Here is a 17,311-nt window from a genome sequence, read left to right as displayed (position 1 = left end):
AAAAGTCCATAATAGACAAATTAGTTTAGTTCGAGTGTTCGGAGCCGACCATGTCCAGTACGCCCCACGTGATCAACCAATCCCAGGCTCGCGAGTTGCTGGCGCAAGTCGACGTTCCGCAGATCCTGCGCAAACTGTTTCGTGACCTGGCGTCGGGGCAAGCCGTGCAACCGGCACAGCAACTGGTTGAATTTCCAGCGGGTGCGGGCGACTTCATCAATTACTTGGGTGTGCTGGCTGAAGACGGTGTTTATGGGGTCAAGACCTCGCCTTACATCGTGCGCGAGCAAGGTCCGCTGGTGACAGCGTGGACGCTGCTGATGTCGATGCAGACCGGCCAACCGCTGCTGCTTTGCGATGCCGCGGAACTGACCACCGCACGTACCGCCGCGACGACTGCCGTGGCGGTCGATGCCCTCGCCCCGCTGAGCGCGACCCGCCTGGCAATCATCGGCAGCGGCAAAGTTGCCCAGGCGCACCTGCATTATGTGAAGGGCTTGCGAGACTGGGAAAGTATCAGCCTGTACTCGCCAAGCCTGCATGAAGATGCTGAAACCATGAACCTGCTAAAAGACATCGAGCCGCGCCTGAGCATCGCCGACAGTCGCGAAGCTGCCGTTCAAGACGCCGACGTGATCATGCTCTGCACCTCGTCCGCCGGACCGGTCATTGATCCTGCCTGCTTGAGCAAACCCGCGCTGATCACCTCCATCAGCACCAACGCCCCACGCGCCCATGAAGTGCCACCGCAGAGCCTCAATGACATGCAGGTGTTCTGCGATTATCGCCTGACCACTCCGGGTTCGGCAGGCGAAATGCTGATCGCCGGCGAGCAGCATGGTTGGGACAAGCGCACGATAGTCGGTGACCTGGCGGACCTGCTCAGCGAAAAAATCCAGCGTCCCGACTACGAGCGGCATGTGCTCTTCCGCTCCATCGGCCTGGGCCTGGAAGACATTGCACTGGCCAATGCGATCTATCACCTGCTGCCCTAACAATACGAAACCTGTAGGAGCTGGCTTGCCAGCGATCCAGACGCCGCGGTCCATCAGATAAACCGCAGCGATGCCATCGCCAGCAAGCCGGCTCCTACCGGGATAACCGATAACAGGAGATTCTCATGAGCCAGGCAGACTTCATCATCATCGGCGGCGGGATTGCCGGCGCTTCCACCGGTTTCTGGCTGTCGCAACACGGCCGCGTGGTCGTGCTCGAACGCGAATCCCACCCGGCTTATCACTCCACCGGACGCTCCGCTGCGCTGTACACCGCCGCATACGGCACTCCGCAGGTTCGCGCACTGACCCAAGCCAGCCGCGACTTTTTCGATGCACCGCCCAGTGGCTTCTGCGAACACCCGCTGCTGACCCCGCGCGGCGAAATGACCGTGGACTTCACCGGTGACCCGATTGAGTTGAACAAGCAATACCAGAGCGCAAAATCCACGGTGCCTGAGATGCAGTTGCTCAGCGCCGAAGAAGCCTGCGCGCGGGTGCCAATCCTGCGTCGCGAGAAAGTCCACGGGGCGATCTACGACCCGACCGCCAGCGACATCGACACCGATGCCCTGCACCAGGGTTATCTGCGTGGCATCCGCCGCAACAAAGGTGAAGTCCATACCGACTGCGAAGTGCAGAGCCTGAGCCGCGATGCCGAAGGCATCTGGCAGGTTCAGACCAACACCCACACCTTCAGCGCGCCGATCATCATCAACGCCGCCGGCGCCTGGGCCGACAAGATCGGTGAACTTGCCGGAGCCAAGCCGCTGGGCCTGCAACCCAAGCGCCGCGCCGCATTCATCTTTGCTGGCCCCGAAGGCGTAGACATTCATCATTGGCCGATGCTGGTCAGCCTTGACGAATCCTTCTACATGAAACCCGACGCCGGCATGTTCCTCGGCTCGCCGGCCAACGCCGACCCGGTGGAACCTCACGACGTGCAGCCTGAAGAGCTGGACATCGCCATGGGCATCTACCAGATCGAAGAAGCCACGACCCTGACCATCCGCCGTCCAACCCGCACCTGGGCCGGCCTGCGCAGTTTCGTCAGTGACGGCGATTTGCTGTCCGGGTTCGATCCGCAGGTACCGGGGCTGTTCTGGGTCGCGGCGCAAGGCGGTTACGGCATCCAGACCTCGCCCGCCATGGGGCAGGCCAGCGCCGCGCTGGTACGCGGTGAGCCCTTGCCAGAGCCGCTTACTCGCTTCGGCCTGAGCACTGAAATGCTGTCCCCTGCTCGCCTGGGCTGATCGTTGCCCGCAGGTGACGTGCCCACACGATTACGGCACACTTTCAGCGCCCCTCCCATGGGGCGCTGACGCTGCCTGGAGCTCCACTGTATGAACGCCCCCGAAACCGACACGGCCCTGAATCACACCTCGCTGGATAACTTCCGGGCGATTGCCGATGCCATCGCCACGCTGTTCTTTCCCCACGCCGAAGTGGTGCTGCACGACCTGCGCACGCAAAAGGTCGACTACATCGCCAACAACCTGTCCAAGCGGGAAATCGGCGACGACTCGGCACTGGAAGACATGCTCAGCGACGACGTCAGCGACCGAAACATCGGGCCGTACGAAAAGCTCAATTGGGATGGTCAGAAGATTCGTAGCCTCAGCACTGTGTTACGCGACAGCGCAGGTCATCCGCTGGCGATGCTGTGCATCAACCTGAATATTTCGCTGTTCGAAAATGCCAAGGCCGCACTGGACCTGTTCCTGTCGCCGACCAAGCTGATCCCGCAACCGGATTCACTGTTTCGCGATGACTGGCAGGAGCGGATCAACACCTTCCTCCACGCCTGGCTGCGCGAACGCCAGCTGAGCCTGAACGTCCTGACCCGCGACCACAAACGTGAACTGGTGCTGGCGCTGCACGCCGAAGGCGCGTTCAAGGGCAAAAGCGCCTCCAACTACGTGGCCAATGTGCTGAACATGGGCCGGGCGACGGTGTACAAGCATTTGAAGGAATTGAAGGGCTGATCATTTGCAGGGATTGTTCCGGCCCCATCGCCAGCAGGCTGGCTCCCACATGGATTTTCGGTGTACACAAAACCTGTGGGAGCTAGCCTGCTAGCGATGGCGTTTGATCAGTCGCCGTAGATGTCGGACTTGAAATACTTGTCCGAAATTTTCTGATACTCGCCATTGGCACGAATACCATCAATGGCCGTGTTCAGCTCACTGACCAACTCACCATTGCCTTTGCGCACAGCGATCCCGGCGCCCTCCCCCACGTATTTCGGGTCTTTCAGCTCAGGCCCGACAAAGGCGTAACCCTTGCCACGCGGCATCTGCAGGAAGTCGTTCAGTGGAATGGTGTCGGCAAAAATCGCATCAAGGCGACCGGCTGCCAGGTCCATGTAGATTTCTTCGTTGTTGCTGTAGCGCTTGACGTTGATGCCCTTGGGTTCAAACACCTCGGTGGCAAAACGGTCAGTGGTGGTTGCACGCTGCACACCGATGTTCTTGCCTTTAAGGCTCGCGTACTGGTCGTCAACGACGGCGCCGTCCTTCATCACCAGGCGCGACGAAGTGAAATAGTACTTGTGGGTGAAATCCACCGACTTCTTGCGGTCTTCGTTGATGGTCATGGACGACAGGGCCATGTCGATTTTCTTCACTTTCAAGGAAGGAATCAGACCATCGAACTCACCTTCGACCCACACGCACTTGACCTTCATCTGTGCGCACAGCGCGTTGCCGATCTCGTAGTCAAAACCGACGATCTCACCTTTGTCCGATTTGGAGGCGAACGGCGGATAAGCGGCTTCGATACCGATGCGCAGGGTTTTCTCGGCGGCGAACACAGTGCTGCACGCCAACAGGCTCAGGGCCAGACCGGTGATGAGGGGGAGTTTCTTCATGTTCGTTTTCTCGCGGTTGTTGTTGGTTTGGCAAGATAGAAGAAAGAATTGGAGCGGATGAAAGCCTTTTTTGTACTTGTAATTCCATACTGGACTTTAATGTATTGATCGTCAATCGGGCAAAAGCGGCCCGTGCCGGCCGATGGTCGGGAGGTGGGCACATCAAGTTTTTTAGTGGTGCAGATGACGCCATCGCCAGCAGGCTGGCTCCCACATGGATTTGCGGTGCACACAAAACCTGTGGGAGCTAGCCTGCTAGCGATGGCTGATTGAAGTGCACTGCAGAGGTTATTTGTTCCAGCGATCCGCCGCCGCATGATCACTGTCACGCCCTTCCACCCAACGCGGCCCGTCACTGGTGTTTTCCTTCTTCCAGAACGGTGCACGGGTTTTCAGGTAGTCCATGACAAAGGCGCAGGCATCGAACGCGGCCTGGCGATGGGCACTGGCGGCGCCGACGAAAACAATCGGCTCGCCCGGTTCCAGGGCACCGATGCGGTGCAGCACTTCCAGCTTCAGCAATGGCCAGCGCTGCTCGGCTTCGATAGCGATTTTGCCGAGGGCTTTTTCGGTCATGCCCGGATAATGCTCAAGGAACATCCCGGCGACGTCGAGTCCGTCGTTGAAATCGCGCACGTATCCGACAAAACTCACCACGGCCCCCACGCCGACATTGGCGTCGTGCATCGCGTTGACTTCGGCGCCCGGGTCGAACGCCGTGGACTGCACGCGAATCGCCATGATCAACCCCCGGTCACGGTCGGGAAAAACGCCACTTCATCGCCATCGCTGACTGGCTCGTCAAGTTGGCAGAGGTCTTCGTTGCGCGCACACATCAAATTCTGTTCGCTCAACACCTCGGCACCGTCACGCTGGGCCAACAACACCCGCACGTCGTCAACCGTGGCGAAATCACCATCGACCCTCACCGAGTCCACGCCCAGCGCTTCGCGATAACGGGCAAAAAACTTCACGGTGATGTTCATGACGGGTCCGCCTGGAAATGCCCGCTCTTACCGCCGACCTTCTCCAACAAGCGCACGCTTTCGATGGTCATGCCGCGGTCCACGGCCTTGCACATGTCATAGATGGTCAGCGCCGCGACGCTGGCCGCGGTCAGGGCTTCCATCTCGACACCGGTCTGCCCGGACAACTTGCAGCGCGCCACGATGCGCACGCGGTCGTCGCCTTCGGCACTGAGTTCGACTTTCACGCCGGTCAGCATCAACGGATGGCACAGGGGAATCAGGTCGCTGGTTTTCTTCGCCGCCTGAATGCCGGCAATGCGCGCCACGGCAAACACGTCGCCCTTGGGGTGACCGCCGCTGACGATCATCTGCAGGGTTTCGGGCAGCATGCGCACCAGCGCTTGGGCGGTCGCCTCACGGAACGTCACGGCTTTTTCAGTGACGTCGACCATATTGGCGCGACCTTGGGAATCGAGATGAGTCAGCACGGGATTACTCCTGATCAGGAGCGTCGATTGTAAACCTGCGGGTCAATTTTTCGCACGCACGAATATCGCCCGCACCACAACCTGTAGGAGCTGGCTTGCCGGCGGTGGCGGACTCGAGTTTACCGCAAGGCTCATGGCCCCATCGCTGGCAAGCCAGCTCCTACAGGGTTTTGCGTACTGAAAAAAAAACGGGCGGCCCGCGAGGGCCGCCCGGTTTCGATGAAGCGATTACAGATGCGTTTCGGCGTATTCGGCCAAAATCGAGCGTGGTACCCCTTGCAGGGTGATGTGCACCCCGTTCGGGAAGTCCTTGAAGCGTTCAGTGAGGTAGGTCAGCCCGGAGCTGGTCGCGGACAGGTAAGGGGTATCGATCTGTGCGAGGTTACCCAGGCACACCACTTTGGAACCGGCGCCGGCACGGGTGATGATGGTTTTCATCTGGTGCGGCGTGAGGTTCTGGCATTCATCGATCAAAATCAGGCTTTGCTGGAAGCTGCGACCCCGGATGTAGTTGAGGGATTTGAACTGCAACGGCACTTTGCTGAGGATGTAGTCGACGCTGCCATGGGTGCTTTCGTCGTCCATGTGCAAGGCTTCGAGGTTGTCGGTGATGGCGCCGAGCCAAGGCTCCATTTTTTCTGCTTCGGTGCCGGGCAGGAAACCGATCTCCTGGTCCAGACCCTGCACGCTGCGGGTGGCGATAATCCTGCGATAGCGTTTGCTGACCATGGTCTGCTCGATCGCAGCCGCCAACGCCAGGATGGTTTTACCGGAACCGGCGGCGCCGGACAGGTTGACCAAGTGAATGTCCGGATCGAGCAAGGCATACAGCGCCAGGCTTTGATAGATGTCGCGCGGTTTCAGGCCCCAGGCTTCCTGGTGCAGTAATGGCTCCTGGTGCAGGTCCAGAATCAGCAGCTTGTCTTCCGCGATCTCCTTGATCCAGCCGACAAACCCCTGCTCATCGATGATGAACTCGTTGATGTGCACGGCCGGCAGGTTGTCGATCAACTGCACCTGATGCCAGGTGCGGCCGTGGTCCTGACGGGTTTCGACCTTGCTCACACGGTCCCAGAAGGAGCCGGTCATGTTGTGGTAACCGTTAGGCAGCAACGACACGTCGTCGACCAACTGGTCGGTGCTGTAGTCCTCGGCCGCAATCCCGCAGGCCCGCGCTTTGAGGCGCATGTTGATATCTTTGGTGACCAGCACCACGGGCTTCTTAGGGTCGCGCGCGTGCAGGTCGATCAGCTGGTTGATGATTTTGTTGTCGTTCAGGTGCTCGGGCAGTATCAGGTTCGGCTCAGCGTGCTTGCTCATCAGAATTGACAGCAAACCCTTGGGTCCGCTCTTGCCACGCTGGATCGGCACACCCTGCTCGACGTCCTCGGGAGAGGCATCGCCCAAAGTCTTGTCGATCAGGCGGATGGCCTGGCGGCATTCGGCGGCAACGCTGTGATGCCCGCTCTTGAGCTTGTCCAGCTCTTCCAGCACGGTCATCGGGATGGCGACGTGGTGTTCTTCGAAGTTAAGCAGCGCGTTTGGATCGTGAATCAATACGTTGGTATCGAGTACATAAAGGATTGGCTGGTTGGAAGAAGAGCTACGTCCGTGATCATCCATACTCGGTCACCTTTGTGGGAGCCATTCGACGCAATACCTTGACGGTGCTGCGCCTCGAAGTGACTGCCGAATTCACCTGCGAGGACTCAAGTGAACTGCACACAAGTAGGGTCTTGGAAGACGCCACCTGTGTTGCAGGTTTCGGCGGTCTGTCTTCGTAATACTCCAAAACGTGTGACAGAAAAAAGTACTTTGACGTTTTTTTGAAGTTTATTTTGCAGATTGACCAATAGCACTTGGCGAGCTGCCATCACCCGTTTACAGTCGGAGATCAACCTGCAACAAAATCCCCACCAAAATCGCCAATTACCCAATGTTTACGGGCTTTCGTCGTTTTCAGCGAAACGCGTCCTGACAATCCTCCCAACCGATCCCGACGGGCGCCGTTTGCGCGACCAACCAGGGCAAGGCCGTCTTCACCCCCTCCTGCTTCACATTGAAATTGATCACGCCGTGACGCCACAGCAGCATCAGGGTCAGCACCCGCTGCGCACTCTGGTTGCCCTTGAGCTTGCCGGCGCCGTCCTGGGCGTCGATGTCCCACAGCGCCACCTGCAAGCCCTGAGTCCTGAAAAAAACCTCGGCATCGGCACGACGCTGAGCATCGGGCGGACGAAACAGCGGTACGAAGTTCTCCGGCAATTTGCTTTTCACAAGGTCAGCGCTGCGCCGTACCGAGTCCTGCCAGTCCTGCCAATGGCTGTGGGAGCGAAACTCCCAGCCCTGCACGCCCACGCATTGCGTTGAGTACGTGGATTGCAGGCCGGCCACTGAGCCCTCAGCCAAACGGGCCTGAACATCTTTGCCGAGGACGAAGAATGTCCCATTGATGTTCGACTTGCGCAGGTACTCGGTGACCCAACCGGTATTGTCCGGTACGGCATTGGCGGCACTGTCGAAGGTCAGCAAAAACAGCCGGTCATGCATCGCGTCGCCGTTGCGCTCAAAGTCGCCAAAACGATCGACTTCGCTGCTGGTCTGCGGAAACAGCGCAGCCTTGCGCAACTGCTCGTCCAGGTATTGGGTATGGAACAGCCGGCTCGGCTCTGCCCATTTGATGTAGTAGCTGTCATCGCCGAGCTGAAACTTGGCGGCCTGCTCGCGCAGGGTGGGCATGTCTTCGACCAGAAAACAGAACGAGGCGTCCTGATCGCAGCTTTGCTGGGCGAAGTTGTAGCTGGAGAGCAGGCGTTGCCACAGGCGTTGGCGGACACGGTTGACCGATTCCATGTTGAGCGTGCGCAAGCCCAGACGCTGGGCCAGTGCCCGTTCATCCACTGACTCGCTGGCCAGCAGCACACGGGCGAACATGAGGATTTCAGCGCGCGAGGCCACGTCGAACAGCGTCGGGTTGTTGAGCTGTTCTGGCCAGGTGCTGCGATCAAGCGTCGCCACATCGCCCGGTGCCGCCAGGGCGCCGAAACTCAACAGCCAGGCCGAGAGGAATAAAACGATACGCAAAGGGATGTCTCCATAACAAAACCCGCGCGGCACTATATCGCGGGAAGCTCAAAAGATCGCAGCCTCGCTGCGCTCGACAGCTCCTACGGGGATCGGCGTACTTCTCTCGTCCCATGACACCACCGATCACCTATCACGCTCATAGCTGGAGTCAACACGAACAACCCCCTAGAATCGCCGCCACGATTAAAGGAGACGACTTCATGCTGATGGTGATTTCACCCGCCAAGACCCTCGACTATGAAACACCGCCGGCGACCCAGCGCTTCACCCAGCCGCAGTACCTCGACCATTCCCAGGAACTGATCCTGCTATTGCGCGAGCTGACCCCGGCGCAGATCAGCGAGTTGATGCACGTCTCCGACAAGATCGGCGGCCTCAACGCCGCGCGTTTCGGCAGCTGGACGCCCGCGTTCACCCCGGAAAACGCCAAGCAGGCGCTGCTGGCATTCAAGGGCGATGTGTACACCGGCATGAATGCGCAAACCCTCAGCGAAGCCGATTTCGATTACGCCCAGCAACATTTGCGCATGCTCTCGGGCCTGTACGGCTTGCTGCGTCCACTGGACCTGATGATGCCGTATCGCCTGGAAATGGGCACCAAACTGGCCAACGCCCGGGGCAAGGATCTGTATGCGTTCTGGGGCACGCGTATCAGCGAATGGTTGAATGAAGCCCTGGCGGACCAGGGTGACGACGTGCTGCTTAACCTGGCCTCCAACGAGTACTTCTCGGCGGTCAAACGCAGCGCTCTCAATGCGCGGATCATCAACACCGAATTCAAGGACCTGAAGAACGGCCAGTACAAGATCATCAGTTTCTACGCGAAAAAGGCCCGGGGCCTGATGAGCCGCTTCGTTATCGAGGAGCGCATCAACGACCCGGCCGCCCTCAAGCAGTTCGATGTACAAGGCTATCGCTACAGCGCCGAACAGTCTAAACCCGACAATCTGGTGTTCCTGCGCGATCACGCGCCGGAGTGATTTAGCGACCTGACGCACGGGGGCAAACCCCTCGTGCGACACCCATTGCCCCTCCGACAACCCCCTCCTGATCGCCAACCCATTGACGCCAATAAACTATCGATCGGATTTCTGACTTTAGTTTCACTCGACTTCAAGCATTTTTTTCTGTAGTGGCACTGACATTTTCTAACGGTAGTGGCAAAAAACTATCCACTTCCATTATCCGCCTATATATAAAGGGCGAAACGGCACGTGCTATCAATATGAGAGCAGTGCCATCTTTCTCAATATTTCAAGAAATTTCAGATTTCGCGATGGACGGACTGGAACTATGTCCAAATGCGCCGCTCATACCACCGGTAACGATTCTCGCCGAACATGTACGAGATAACTTACCCAGAGAAGTGATTGATATAGCGAAGTTACAACACCAACTTTCGCGGATCATTACCTGACGTGAACAACACATGATGGAGAGGAGATACGCAATATGACTATCCCCTGCACCGCCAAGGCAGCGCCCCTATAGACGTGCTCGCCAGAGCACCCAACCGCTTGATCCACGGGCTTTCGGCCTGACATCGAGCGCGCAAGATTTGTACGCCGGCACCTTTTCCAAAGGACCAACGGCTGCATAACAGGGCAAGCCATAACAATAAGACCTGGTTGCGCACACTTTGAGTGCACTTATTTAGACACTCGGAACTTATATGCCAACACCGGGCATTGTTGTGCCTGTTAGCCGCACTTGTGAGTGCACTTTGAACGCTGAATACCATTAATTCCGGCCATCTAATGGCTCGTTGAATACAGTCTTGATAACAGAGAGGTAATTGCGATGCGCATCAGCATATTTGGTTTGGGTTACGTTGGCGCAGTCTGCGCCGGTTGCCTGTCTGCACGGGGCCATGACGTCGTTGGCGTCGATGTTGCCAAAGACAAGATCGATATGATCAATGCCGGTAAATCGCCGATCGTTGAACCAGGCCTGGGTGAACTTCTGGCGCAAGGTATCCAGACCGGTCGCCTGCGTGGCACCACCAACTTCGCCGAGGCGATTCGTGACACCGACCTGTCGATGATCTGCGTCGGCACGCCGAGCAAGAAGAACGGCGACCTGGAACTGAACTACATCGAAGCCGTGTGCCGCGAGATCGGTTTTGTCCTGCGTGACAAATCCACCCGCCACACCATCGTGGTGCGCAGCACCGTGTTGCCGGGCACCGTGGCCAATGTGGTCATCCCGATTCTCGAAGACTGCTCCGGCAAAAAAGCCGGCGTCGATTTCGGCGTCGCCGTAAACCCTGAGTTCCTGCGCGAAAGCACCGCCATCGCCGACTACGACCAACCGCCAATGACCGTCATCGGCGAGTTCGACAAGGCCTCGGGCGATGTTCTGCAATCGCTGTACGAAGAACTCGACGCTCCGATCATCCGCAAGGACATCGCCGTCGCCGAGATGATCAAGTACACCTGCAACGTCTGGCACGCCACCAAGGTGACCTTCGCCAACGAGATCGGCAACATCGCCAAGGCTGTCGGCGTCGACGGTCGCGAAGTGATGGACGTGGTCTGCCAGGACAAGACCCTCAACCTGTCCCAGTACTACATGCGCCCAGGCTTTGCGTTCGGCGGTTCGTGCCTGCCGAAAGATGTGCGCGCCCTGACCTACCGTGCCGGTTCCCTGGACGTGGCAGCGCCGCTGCTCAACTCGCTGATGCCTAGCAACGAATCCCAGGTGCAGAACGCCTTCGACATCGTTGAAAGCCACGACAAACGCAAAGTTGCCCTGTTGGGCTTGAGCTTCAAGGCCGGCACCGACGACCTGCGCGAAAGCCCGCTGGTGGACCTGGCGGAAATGCTGATCGGCAAGGGCTACGACCTGAGCATCTACGACAGCAACGTCGAATACGCCCGCGTTCATGGCGCGAACAAGGACTACATCGAGTCGAAGATCCCGCACGTCTCGTCCTTGCTCAATTCCGATTTCGACGCGGTGATCAACAACTCCGACGTGATCATCCTCGGCAACCGTGACGAGAAATTCCGCGCCCTGGTGCTGGACGTTCCTCACGGCAAGCAAGTGATCGACCTGGTCGGCTTCATGTCCAAGGCCACCAGCGTGACTGGCCGGACTGAAGGTATCTGCTGGTAAAGCAGCCGCAAGCTTCAAGCTCCAAGCCGCAAGTTCAAAGCTCCTCGCTTGGGGCTTGAAGCTTGGGGCTTGCAACTGACTTTAGGATTCCGATTATGCACAGGCTAAAGCACGGCCTACTTCAGGCCGCCGGTTGGCTGTTTTATCTAAGTTTACTGATGGGCATCGCCATGGCGTTGCCTGTGTCCACGTTCGACTCCGAGTCGAAGGACTTCATTTTCCTGATCGGTATCGTCGGTATCTGGCGCTACTCGATGGGTGCCACGCACTTCCTGCGCGGCATGCTGTTTCTGTACGTGGTCTACCCGCACCTGCGGCGCAAAGTGCGCAAGCTGGGTAAAGCGGCGGACCCGTCCCATGTATTCCTGATGGTCACCAGTTTCCGTATTGACGCCCTGACCACCGCGCAGGTCTACAGCTCGGTGATCCGCGAAGCGATCGATTGCGGGCTGCCGACCACTATTGTCTGCTCCATCGTGGAAATGTCCGATGAGCTGCTGGTGAAAAGCCTGTGGAAACGCATGAATCCGCCGGCCAACGTGAAGCTCGACTTCGTGCGCATTCCCGGCACCGGCAAACGCGATGGCCTGGCCTTCGGTTTCCGCGCTATCTCCCGTCACCTGCCGGATGACCGCGCCGTGGTGGCCGTGATTGACGGCGATACCGTGCTCGGCGAAGGCGTCGTGCGCAAGACCGTGCCGTGGTTCCAGCTGTTCGGCAATGTCGGCGGCCTGACCACCAACGAGTTCTGCGAAGTGCGCGGCGGCTACATCATGAGCGAATGGCACAAGCTACGTTTCGCCCAGCGTCACATCAACATGTGCTCGATGGCCCTGTCCAAGCGCGTGCTGACCATGACCGGTCGGATGTCGGTGTTCCGTGCCACTGTGGTCACCAACCCGGAATTCATCGCCGACGTGGAAAGCGACTCGCTGCAACACTGGCGCCTGGGTCGTTTCAAGTTCCTGACCGGCGACGACAAGTCGAGCTGGTTCAGCCTGATGCGCCTGGGCTACGACACCTTCTACGTGCCCGACGCCGCGATCAACACCGTCGAACATCCGCCGGAAAAGAGCTTTATCAAGGCCAGCCGCAAACTGATGTTCCGCTGGTACGGCAACAACCTGCGGCAGAACTCCCGCGCCCTCGGTCTTGGGGTTAAACGCCTCGGTGCGTTCACCTCGGTGGTGCTGTTCGATCAGCGCGTGTCGATGTGGACCTCCCTGCTGGGCCTGACTGTGGCGCTGATCGCCAGCTTCAAGTACGGCACCGCGTTCATCCTGGTGTACCTGCTGTGGATCGGCATCACTCGCCTGATCCTGACCCTGTTGCTGTCCTGCTCCGGCCACCGGATCGGTCCGGCCTACCCGGCGATTCTCTATTACAACCAGATCGTCGGTGCACTGGTGAAGATCTACGTGTTCTTCCGCCTCGACCAACAGTCCTGGACTCGCCAACCCACTTCTCTGACCCGTGATCTCGCCAGCTTTCAACGTTGGTTCAACACCTGGTCGTCTCGGACCATGACCTTCTCCGCCGGCAGCATTTTTGTCGCCGTGCTGCTGTTGATGGTCTGACCGCCCCATTTTTTGAATTAACCAGGAAAACGCCCCTATGAATACCGCCGTCAACGCCAACGTAGTGCATGAATCTGAAGCCCAGCGCCAACACGCCCGCGTGAAAATTCCGGCCAAGCTGCGTTTCTTCGGTCCTGACCGTACACCGGTCGAAGTCCGCCTTATCGATCTGTCCGCCGGTGGCCTGGCATTCAACGCCGGTCAACTGCCCCTGAAGGTGGGCGAGGTGTACAAGGCTCGCATGCAATTCGTGATCGACAACCTCGGCCTGGCCATGGATGTCGAATTGCAGATCCGCTCCTTCGATAGCCAGACCGGCCGCACCGGTTGCCAGTTCCAGAACCTGGAACAACGGGACATTTCGACCCTGCGTCACTTGATCACTTCGCACCTGGCCGGCGACATCGTCAGCATCGGCGAAGTGTTGGCGACCCTGCAGCGCGACAACTTCACCAAGGCACGCAAGAGCAAGGATGGCGGCCATGGCATGAGCGCATTCGGTCGCATGAAAGCCGTGACCTTCAGTCTCGGCATTTTCATCGTGGGTCTTGCGGCATTCGGTTTCATCTTCAAGTCGGTGTACGGCATGTACTTCGTCAGCCATGCCCAGGCCGGCCTGGTCAGCGTGCAGGGCGTGAACATCACCATGCCCCGTGACGGCACCGTACAAAGTCTGGTGAAAGCCGATGGCGTAGCCGCCAAAGGTGCCCCGCTGGCGACGTTCAGCACCAGCATGCTCGACGTGCTCAAGGGCCATCTGCAAGACGATCAACTGGCCCCGGCCAAGGTTGAAGAACTGTTCGGCAAGCAAATGACCGGCACCCTGACTTCGCCGTGCGATTGCACCGTGGCCCAGCAAATGGTCGCCAACGGTCAATACGCCAGCAAGGGCGACGTGATCTTCCAACTGGTGCCACGCAACACCGAAGCCAACGTTGAAGCGCGCTTCTCCTATCGCCAGTTCGGCGACGTATTGCCAGGCACTGCAGTGCGCTTCCAGATCGCCGGTGAAGACAAAACCCGCACCGGCAAGATCGTCAGCAGCACCAGCCTGAAAAGCGCCGATCTTTCTTCCGATATCCGCGTGCTGATCCAGCCTGACGAAGCCCTGGACAGCAACCTCGCCGGTCGTCCGGTGGAAGTGAGCAGCGACCGTGGCCCGAACCTGAACTGGCTGATCGACAAAGCCATGGCTGCCGGTCTTTAAGTCGAGGACATGCCTGTGACTATCATCAGCCTCCTGAAAACACCGAATTCCCTGTGGGAGCTGGCTTGCCAGCGATTGGATCACTGCGGTGTAACTGAAAAACCGCGTCAAGCGAATCGCCAGCAGGCTGGCTCCCACAGGGGATTGGTGGTGTGCTCGCTGGCATTGGCTGTCAGCCTCGCCGGTTGCGCCGGTCTGCCCGACCAACGCTTGGCCAACGAAGCGCTCAAGCGCGGCGACACCGCCACCGCTGCGGCGAATTACCAGCAATTGGCAAGCCTGGGTTACAGCGAAGCCCAGGTCGGCATGGCCGACATTCAGGTCGACAGCCGCGACCCGGCACAGATGAAACAGGCCGAGGCGACTTACCGCGCCGCCGCCAGCGTTTCGTCGCGTGCCCAGGCGCGTCTGGGTCGCCTGCTGGTGGCCAAGCCCGGTTCCACCGAAGCTGAGCAGCACGAAGCCGAAACCCTGCTGAAAAAAGCCGCCGCCGCGGGCGAAGGCAACACGCTGATTCCGCTGGCGATGCTGTACCTGCAATACCCGCACAGCTTCCCCAACGTGAATGCCCAGCAGCAGATCAGCCAATGGCGCGCCGAAGGCAAGCCGGAAGCGGGTCTGGCACAAGTGCTGCTGTATCGCACTCAGGGCACCTACGACCAGCATCTGGATGACGTGGAAAAGGTCTGCAAAGCTGCGATCAACACCACCGACATCTGCTACGTCGAACTGGCCACGGTCTATCAGAAAAAAGCCCAGCCTGAACAACAGGCCGAGCTGATCAAGCAGATGCAGGCCGGTCATGCTCGCGGCACTGTGTCCGCTCAACGTGTGGACAGCGTCGCCCGCGTACTCGCGGATTCGACCCTGGGCACGCCCGACGAAAAGACCGCGCAGTCGCTGCTCGAACCGATCGCCCCGGGCTACCCGGCGTCGTGGGTCACCCTCGCGCAACTGCTCTACGACTTCCCCGAACTGGGCGATGTCGACCAGATGATGCAGTACCTCGACAACGGCCGCGCCGCCGATCAACCGCGCGCTGAGCTATTGCTGGGCAAACTCTACTACGAAGGCAAAATGGTCCCGGCCGACGCCAAGGTCGCCGAGGAACATTTCCAGAAAGCCGTCGGCCGTGAAGTCGCCGCCGATTACTACCTCGGCCAGATCTACCGCCGTGGCTACCTGGGCAAGGTCTATCCGCAGAAGGCCCTCGACCATCTGCTGACCGCTGCGCGCAACGGCCAGAACAGCGCCGACTTCGCCATCGCCCAACTGTTCTCCCAAGGCAAAGGCACCAAGCCTGACCCGCTCAACGCTTATGTCTTCAGCCAATTGGCCAAGGCACAGAACACCCCGCAAGCCACCGAGCTTGCGCAAACACTCGAAACCCAACTGCCGCCTGCGCAGCTGGCCGAGGCCCAACGCCTGTTGAAACAGGAACAGGCCGTTCGCGGCAACTTGAGCCAGAACACGCTGCCACTGCACGCCCTGCAAGAAGAAGACGGTGAGGAATCCCTATGAAACTTAATCCATTCATGAAGGCCGGTATCGGTCTGACATTCGCGCTGATCTGGTCCTGCCCGACGCTTGCTGCGATGACTGAAGAAACCAAGAACTTCGGCCTGGACGTGAAAATCACCGGCCAGTCCGAAGACGACCGTGACCTGGGCACCGCCGACGGCGGCGACGTCAACGGCGTCGGCCTCGACCTGCGTCCGTGGGTCTACGGCGAAAGCGGCGCGTGGAGTGCCTACGCCATGGGTCAGGCGGTGACGTCCACCGACATCATCGAGACCGACACCCTGCAACAATCCGACGGCGCCGAGAACACCGACAACGGTGATCGCGAGACCAAGAAAAACTACCTGGCCATGCGTGAGTTCTGGGTCGGCTACAGCGGTTTCACGCCCTACCCGGGTGAGGTCCTGAAGTTTGGTCGCCAGCGCCTGCGCAATGACGACGGCCAATGGCGCGACACCAACATCGAAGCCCTGAACTGGACCTTCGACACTACCCTGCTGCGCGCCAACGTCGGTATCGCCGAACGCTTCAGCGAGTACCGCACCGACCTGAAAGAACTGGCACCGGAAGACAAGGATCGCCTGCACGCCTACGCCGATGCGGCGTACCAGTGGACTCCGGGCAACTGGGTCGGCATTCGCGGTCATCACACCCACGATGACGGCAAGCTCGACTACCCGACGCCAGGCGAAGCCAGCGATTCGCTGGACAAGAAGCAGAACGGCGACATCAGCTGGCTGGGCCTCACCGCCGACAGCGACGCCTACAACTGGCGCAACACCAACACCGTCAACTACTGGGGCAGCATCACCGGCATGAGCGGCGACCGCGACACGGTCAACCCGCTGAACGCCGATGGCACAGCTCCCGCACAAGCCAAGCGCAGCGACGATGTTGATGGCTGGGCCACCGACCTGGGTGTGCGCCTGCGCCTCGATCCGCATTGGCAAGTGGGTGCGGCCTACGCCCGCGCCAGCGAAGACTATGAGCAGAACGGCCTGGAAAGTAACCGCTCGAACTACACCGGTACCCGCTCGCGCGTGCACCGTTTCGGTGAAGCGTTCCGTGGTGAAATGAACAACCTGCAATCGGCCACGCTGTTCGGTTCGTGGATGCTCAACGACGAATACGACGCCAGCCTGATCTACCACAAATTCTGGCGCGTCGACGGCAACAAGCCGGTTGGCAGCAACGGCATCGACGCGGTGCAGAACAACACCGACGACGTGACCGGCGCGATCCTCTCCAGCACCTCCCTGCCGCTGAACGATGGCGAGAAAGACCTCGGTCAGGAAATGGACCTGGTGGTCACCAAGTACTTCAAGCAAGGCCTGTTGCCGGCATCGATGAGCCAGGCGATCGACGAGCCTTCGGCGTTGGTGCGTTTTCGTGGCGGCGTGTTCAAGCCGGGCGATGCGTACGGCAAGGAAGTCGATTCGTACATGCACCGCGCATTCATCGACGTGATCTGGCGCTTCTGAT

General features: G+C 59.3%; 15 protein-coding genes. 9 read left to right on the top strand and 6 right to left on the bottom strand.

The genetic code is table 11. The features are described 5' to 3' along the window. Positions 1–50: 50 nt before the first annotated feature. The 3 genes from CKW19_RS05725 to CKW19_RS05715 all read left to right on the top strand — a co-directional run bounded on the left by CKW19_RS05725 (position 51) and on the right by CKW19_RS05715 (position 2,980). Positions 51–995, top strand: a complete 945-nt coding sequence (locus tag CKW19_RS05725) for an ornithine cyclodeaminase family protein (protein ID WP_095057009.1) — start codon at positions 51–53, stop codon at positions 993–995. Positions 996–1,120: 125 nt separating this feature from the next. Continuing rightward, a complete protein-coding gene (locus CKW19_RS05720) occupies positions 1,121–2,248 on the top strand; it encodes an FAD-binding oxidoreductase (protein ID WP_095057008.1) in 1,128 nt (375 codons plus the stop codon). Between the two features lie 90 nt (positions 2,249–2,338). After that, positions 2,339–2,980, top strand: a complete 642-nt coding sequence (locus CKW19_RS05715) for a transcriptional regulator (RefSeq protein ID WP_095057007.1) — start codon at positions 2,339–2,341, stop codon at positions 2,978–2,980. A gap of 107 nt (positions 2,981–3,087) precedes the next feature. On the opposite strand, the gene CKW19_RS05710 is transcribed toward CKW19_RS05715, so the two are convergent. From CKW19_RS05710 to CKW19_RS05685, 6 genes are all read right to left on the bottom strand, one after another. Continuing rightward, the gene (locus CKW19_RS05710; protein WP_095057006.1) at positions 3,088–3,864 is read right to left on the bottom strand and encodes an ABC transporter substrate-binding protein; all 777 of its coding nucleotides are present in this window, start codon (positions 3,862–3,864) and stop codon (positions 3,088–3,090) included. A 288-nt stretch (positions 3,865–4,152) separates the two neighbouring features. Continuing rightward, positions 4,153–4,605, bottom strand: coding sequence for a molybdopterin synthase catalytic subunit MoaE (moaE, locus tag CKW19_RS05705; RefSeq protein ID WP_095057005.1), 453 nt, complete (start codon positions 4,603–4,605; stop codon positions 4,153–4,155). A 2-nt stretch (positions 4,606–4,607) separates the two neighbouring features. Beyond that, positions 4,608–4,850, bottom strand: a complete 243-nt coding sequence (locus CKW19_RS05700; RefSeq protein WP_095057004.1) for a MoaD/ThiS family protein — start codon at positions 4,848–4,850, stop codon at positions 4,608–4,610. Further along, entirely contained in the window at positions 4,847–5,320 is a 474-nt protein-coding gene (moaC, locus tag CKW19_RS05695) for a cyclic pyranopterin monophosphate synthase MoaC (RefSeq protein ID WP_095057003.1), read from the bottom strand. Before moaC ends, CKW19_RS05700 begins: the two co-directional genes overlap by 4 nt. Before the next feature lie 228 nt (positions 5,321–5,548). After that, a complete protein-coding gene (locus tag CKW19_RS05690) occupies positions 5,549–6,943 on the bottom strand; it encodes a PhoH family protein (protein WP_095057002.1) in 1,395 nt (464 codons plus the stop codon). 336 nt (positions 6,944–7,279) lie between these two features. Next, positions 7,280–8,404, bottom strand: coding sequence for a polysaccharide deacetylase family protein (locus tag CKW19_RS05685; RefSeq protein ID WP_095057001.1), 1,125 nt, complete (start codon positions 8,402–8,404; stop codon positions 7,280–7,282). A gap of 203 nt (positions 8,405–8,607) precedes the next feature. On the opposite strand from CKW19_RS05685, the gene yaaA reads away from it, so the two are divergent. From yaaA to CKW19_RS05655, 6 genes are all read left to right on the top strand, one after another. Further along, positions 8,608–9,387 carry a peroxide stress protein YaaA gene (yaaA, locus tag CKW19_RS05680; RefSeq protein WP_095057000.1) on the top strand — a complete coding sequence of 260 codons (780 nt, stop codon included), beginning with the start codon at positions 8,608–8,610 and terminating at the stop codon, positions 9,385–9,387. An 820-nt stretch (positions 9,388–10,207) separates the two neighbouring features. Further along, the gene (locus CKW19_RS05675) at positions 10,208–11,524 is read left to right on the top strand and encodes a nucleotide sugar dehydrogenase (RefSeq protein ID WP_095056999.1); all 1,317 of its coding nucleotides are present in this window, start codon (positions 10,208–10,210) and stop codon (positions 11,522–11,524) included. A 95-nt stretch (positions 11,525–11,619) separates the two neighbouring features. Beyond that, positions 11,620–13,101: a mannuronan synthase gene (gene alg8 / locus CKW19_RS05670; RefSeq protein ID WP_095056998.1), complete on the top strand. Its 1,482-nt coding sequence runs from the start codon at positions 11,620–11,622 to the stop codon at positions 13,099–13,101. A 37-nt stretch (positions 13,102–13,138) separates the two neighbouring features. Then, entirely contained in the window at positions 13,139–14,308 is a 1,170-nt protein-coding gene (locus CKW19_RS05665) for an alginate biosynthesis protein Alg44 (protein ID WP_095056997.1), read from the top strand. A gap of 15 nt (positions 14,309–14,323) precedes the next feature. After that, positions 14,324–15,829 carry an alginate biosynthesis TPR repeat lipoprotein AlgK gene (algK, locus tag CKW19_RS05660; protein ID WP_305883121.1) on the top strand — a complete coding sequence of 502 codons (1,506 nt, stop codon included), beginning with the start codon at positions 14,324–14,326 and terminating at the stop codon, positions 15,827–15,829. Beyond that, positions 15,826–17,310, top strand: coding sequence for an alginate export family protein (locus tag CKW19_RS05655; RefSeq protein WP_095056995.1), 1,485 nt, complete (start codon positions 15,826–15,828; stop codon positions 17,308–17,310). Before algK ends, CKW19_RS05655 begins: the two co-directional genes overlap by 4 nt. Position 17,311: the final 1 nt, after the last annotated feature.

Source organism: Pseudomonas sp. Irchel s3f7 (genome assembly GCF_900187615.1).
Taxonomy (GTDB): Bacteria; Pseudomonadota; Gammaproteobacteria; order Pseudomonadales; family Pseudomonadaceae; genus Aquipseudomonas.
This window is presented reverse-complemented; position numbering and strand designations above follow the sequence as displayed.

What these genes read in the sequence shown, in the direction of transcription:
- CKW19_RS05690 (WP_095057002.1), bottom strand. Translation starts at nt 6,943, where the DNA reads ATGGATGATCACGGACGTAGCTCTTCTTCCAACCAGCCAATCCTTTAT.
- moaE (WP_095057005.1), bottom strand. Translation starts at nt 4,605, where the DNA reads ATGGCGATTCGCGTGCAGTCCACGGCGTTCGACCCGGGCGCCGAAGTC.
- CKW19_RS05710 (WP_095057006.1), bottom strand. Translation starts at nt 3,864, where the DNA reads ATGAAGAAACTCCCCCTCATCACCGGTCTGGCCCTGAGCCTGTTGGCG.
- CKW19_RS05700 (WP_095057004.1), bottom strand. Translation starts at nt 4,850, where the DNA reads ATGAACATCACCGTGAAGTTTTTTGCCCGTTATCGCGAAGCGCTGGGC.
- CKW19_RS05725 (WP_095057009.1), top strand. Translation starts at nt 51, where the DNA reads ATGTCCAGTACGCCCCACGTGATCAACCAATCCCAGGCTCGCGAGTTG.
- alg8 (WP_095056998.1), top strand. Translation starts at nt 11,620, where the DNA reads ATGCACAGGCTAAAGCACGGCCTACTTCAGGCCGCCGGTTGGCTGTTT.
- CKW19_RS05675 (WP_095056999.1), top strand. Translation starts at nt 10,208, where the DNA reads ATGCGCATCAGCATATTTGGTTTGGGTTACGTTGGCGCAGTCTGCGCC.
- CKW19_RS05715 (WP_095057007.1), top strand. Translation starts at nt 2,339, where the DNA reads ATGAACGCCCCCGAAACCGACACGGCCCTGAATCACACCTCGCTGGAT.
- CKW19_RS05665 (WP_095056997.1), top strand. Translation starts at nt 13,139, where the DNA reads ATGAATACCGCCGTCAACGCCAACGTAGTGCATGAATCTGAAGCCCAG.
- CKW19_RS05720 (WP_095057008.1), top strand. Translation starts at nt 1,121, where the DNA reads ATGAGCCAGGCAGACTTCATCATCATCGGCGGCGGGATTGCCGGCGCT.
- CKW19_RS05655 (WP_095056995.1), top strand. Translation starts at nt 15,826, where the DNA reads ATGAAACTTAATCCATTCATGAAGGCCGGTATCGGTCTGACATTCGCG.
- yaaA (WP_095057000.1), top strand. Translation starts at nt 8,608, where the DNA reads ATGCTGATGGTGATTTCACCCGCCAAGACCCTCGACTATGAAACACCG.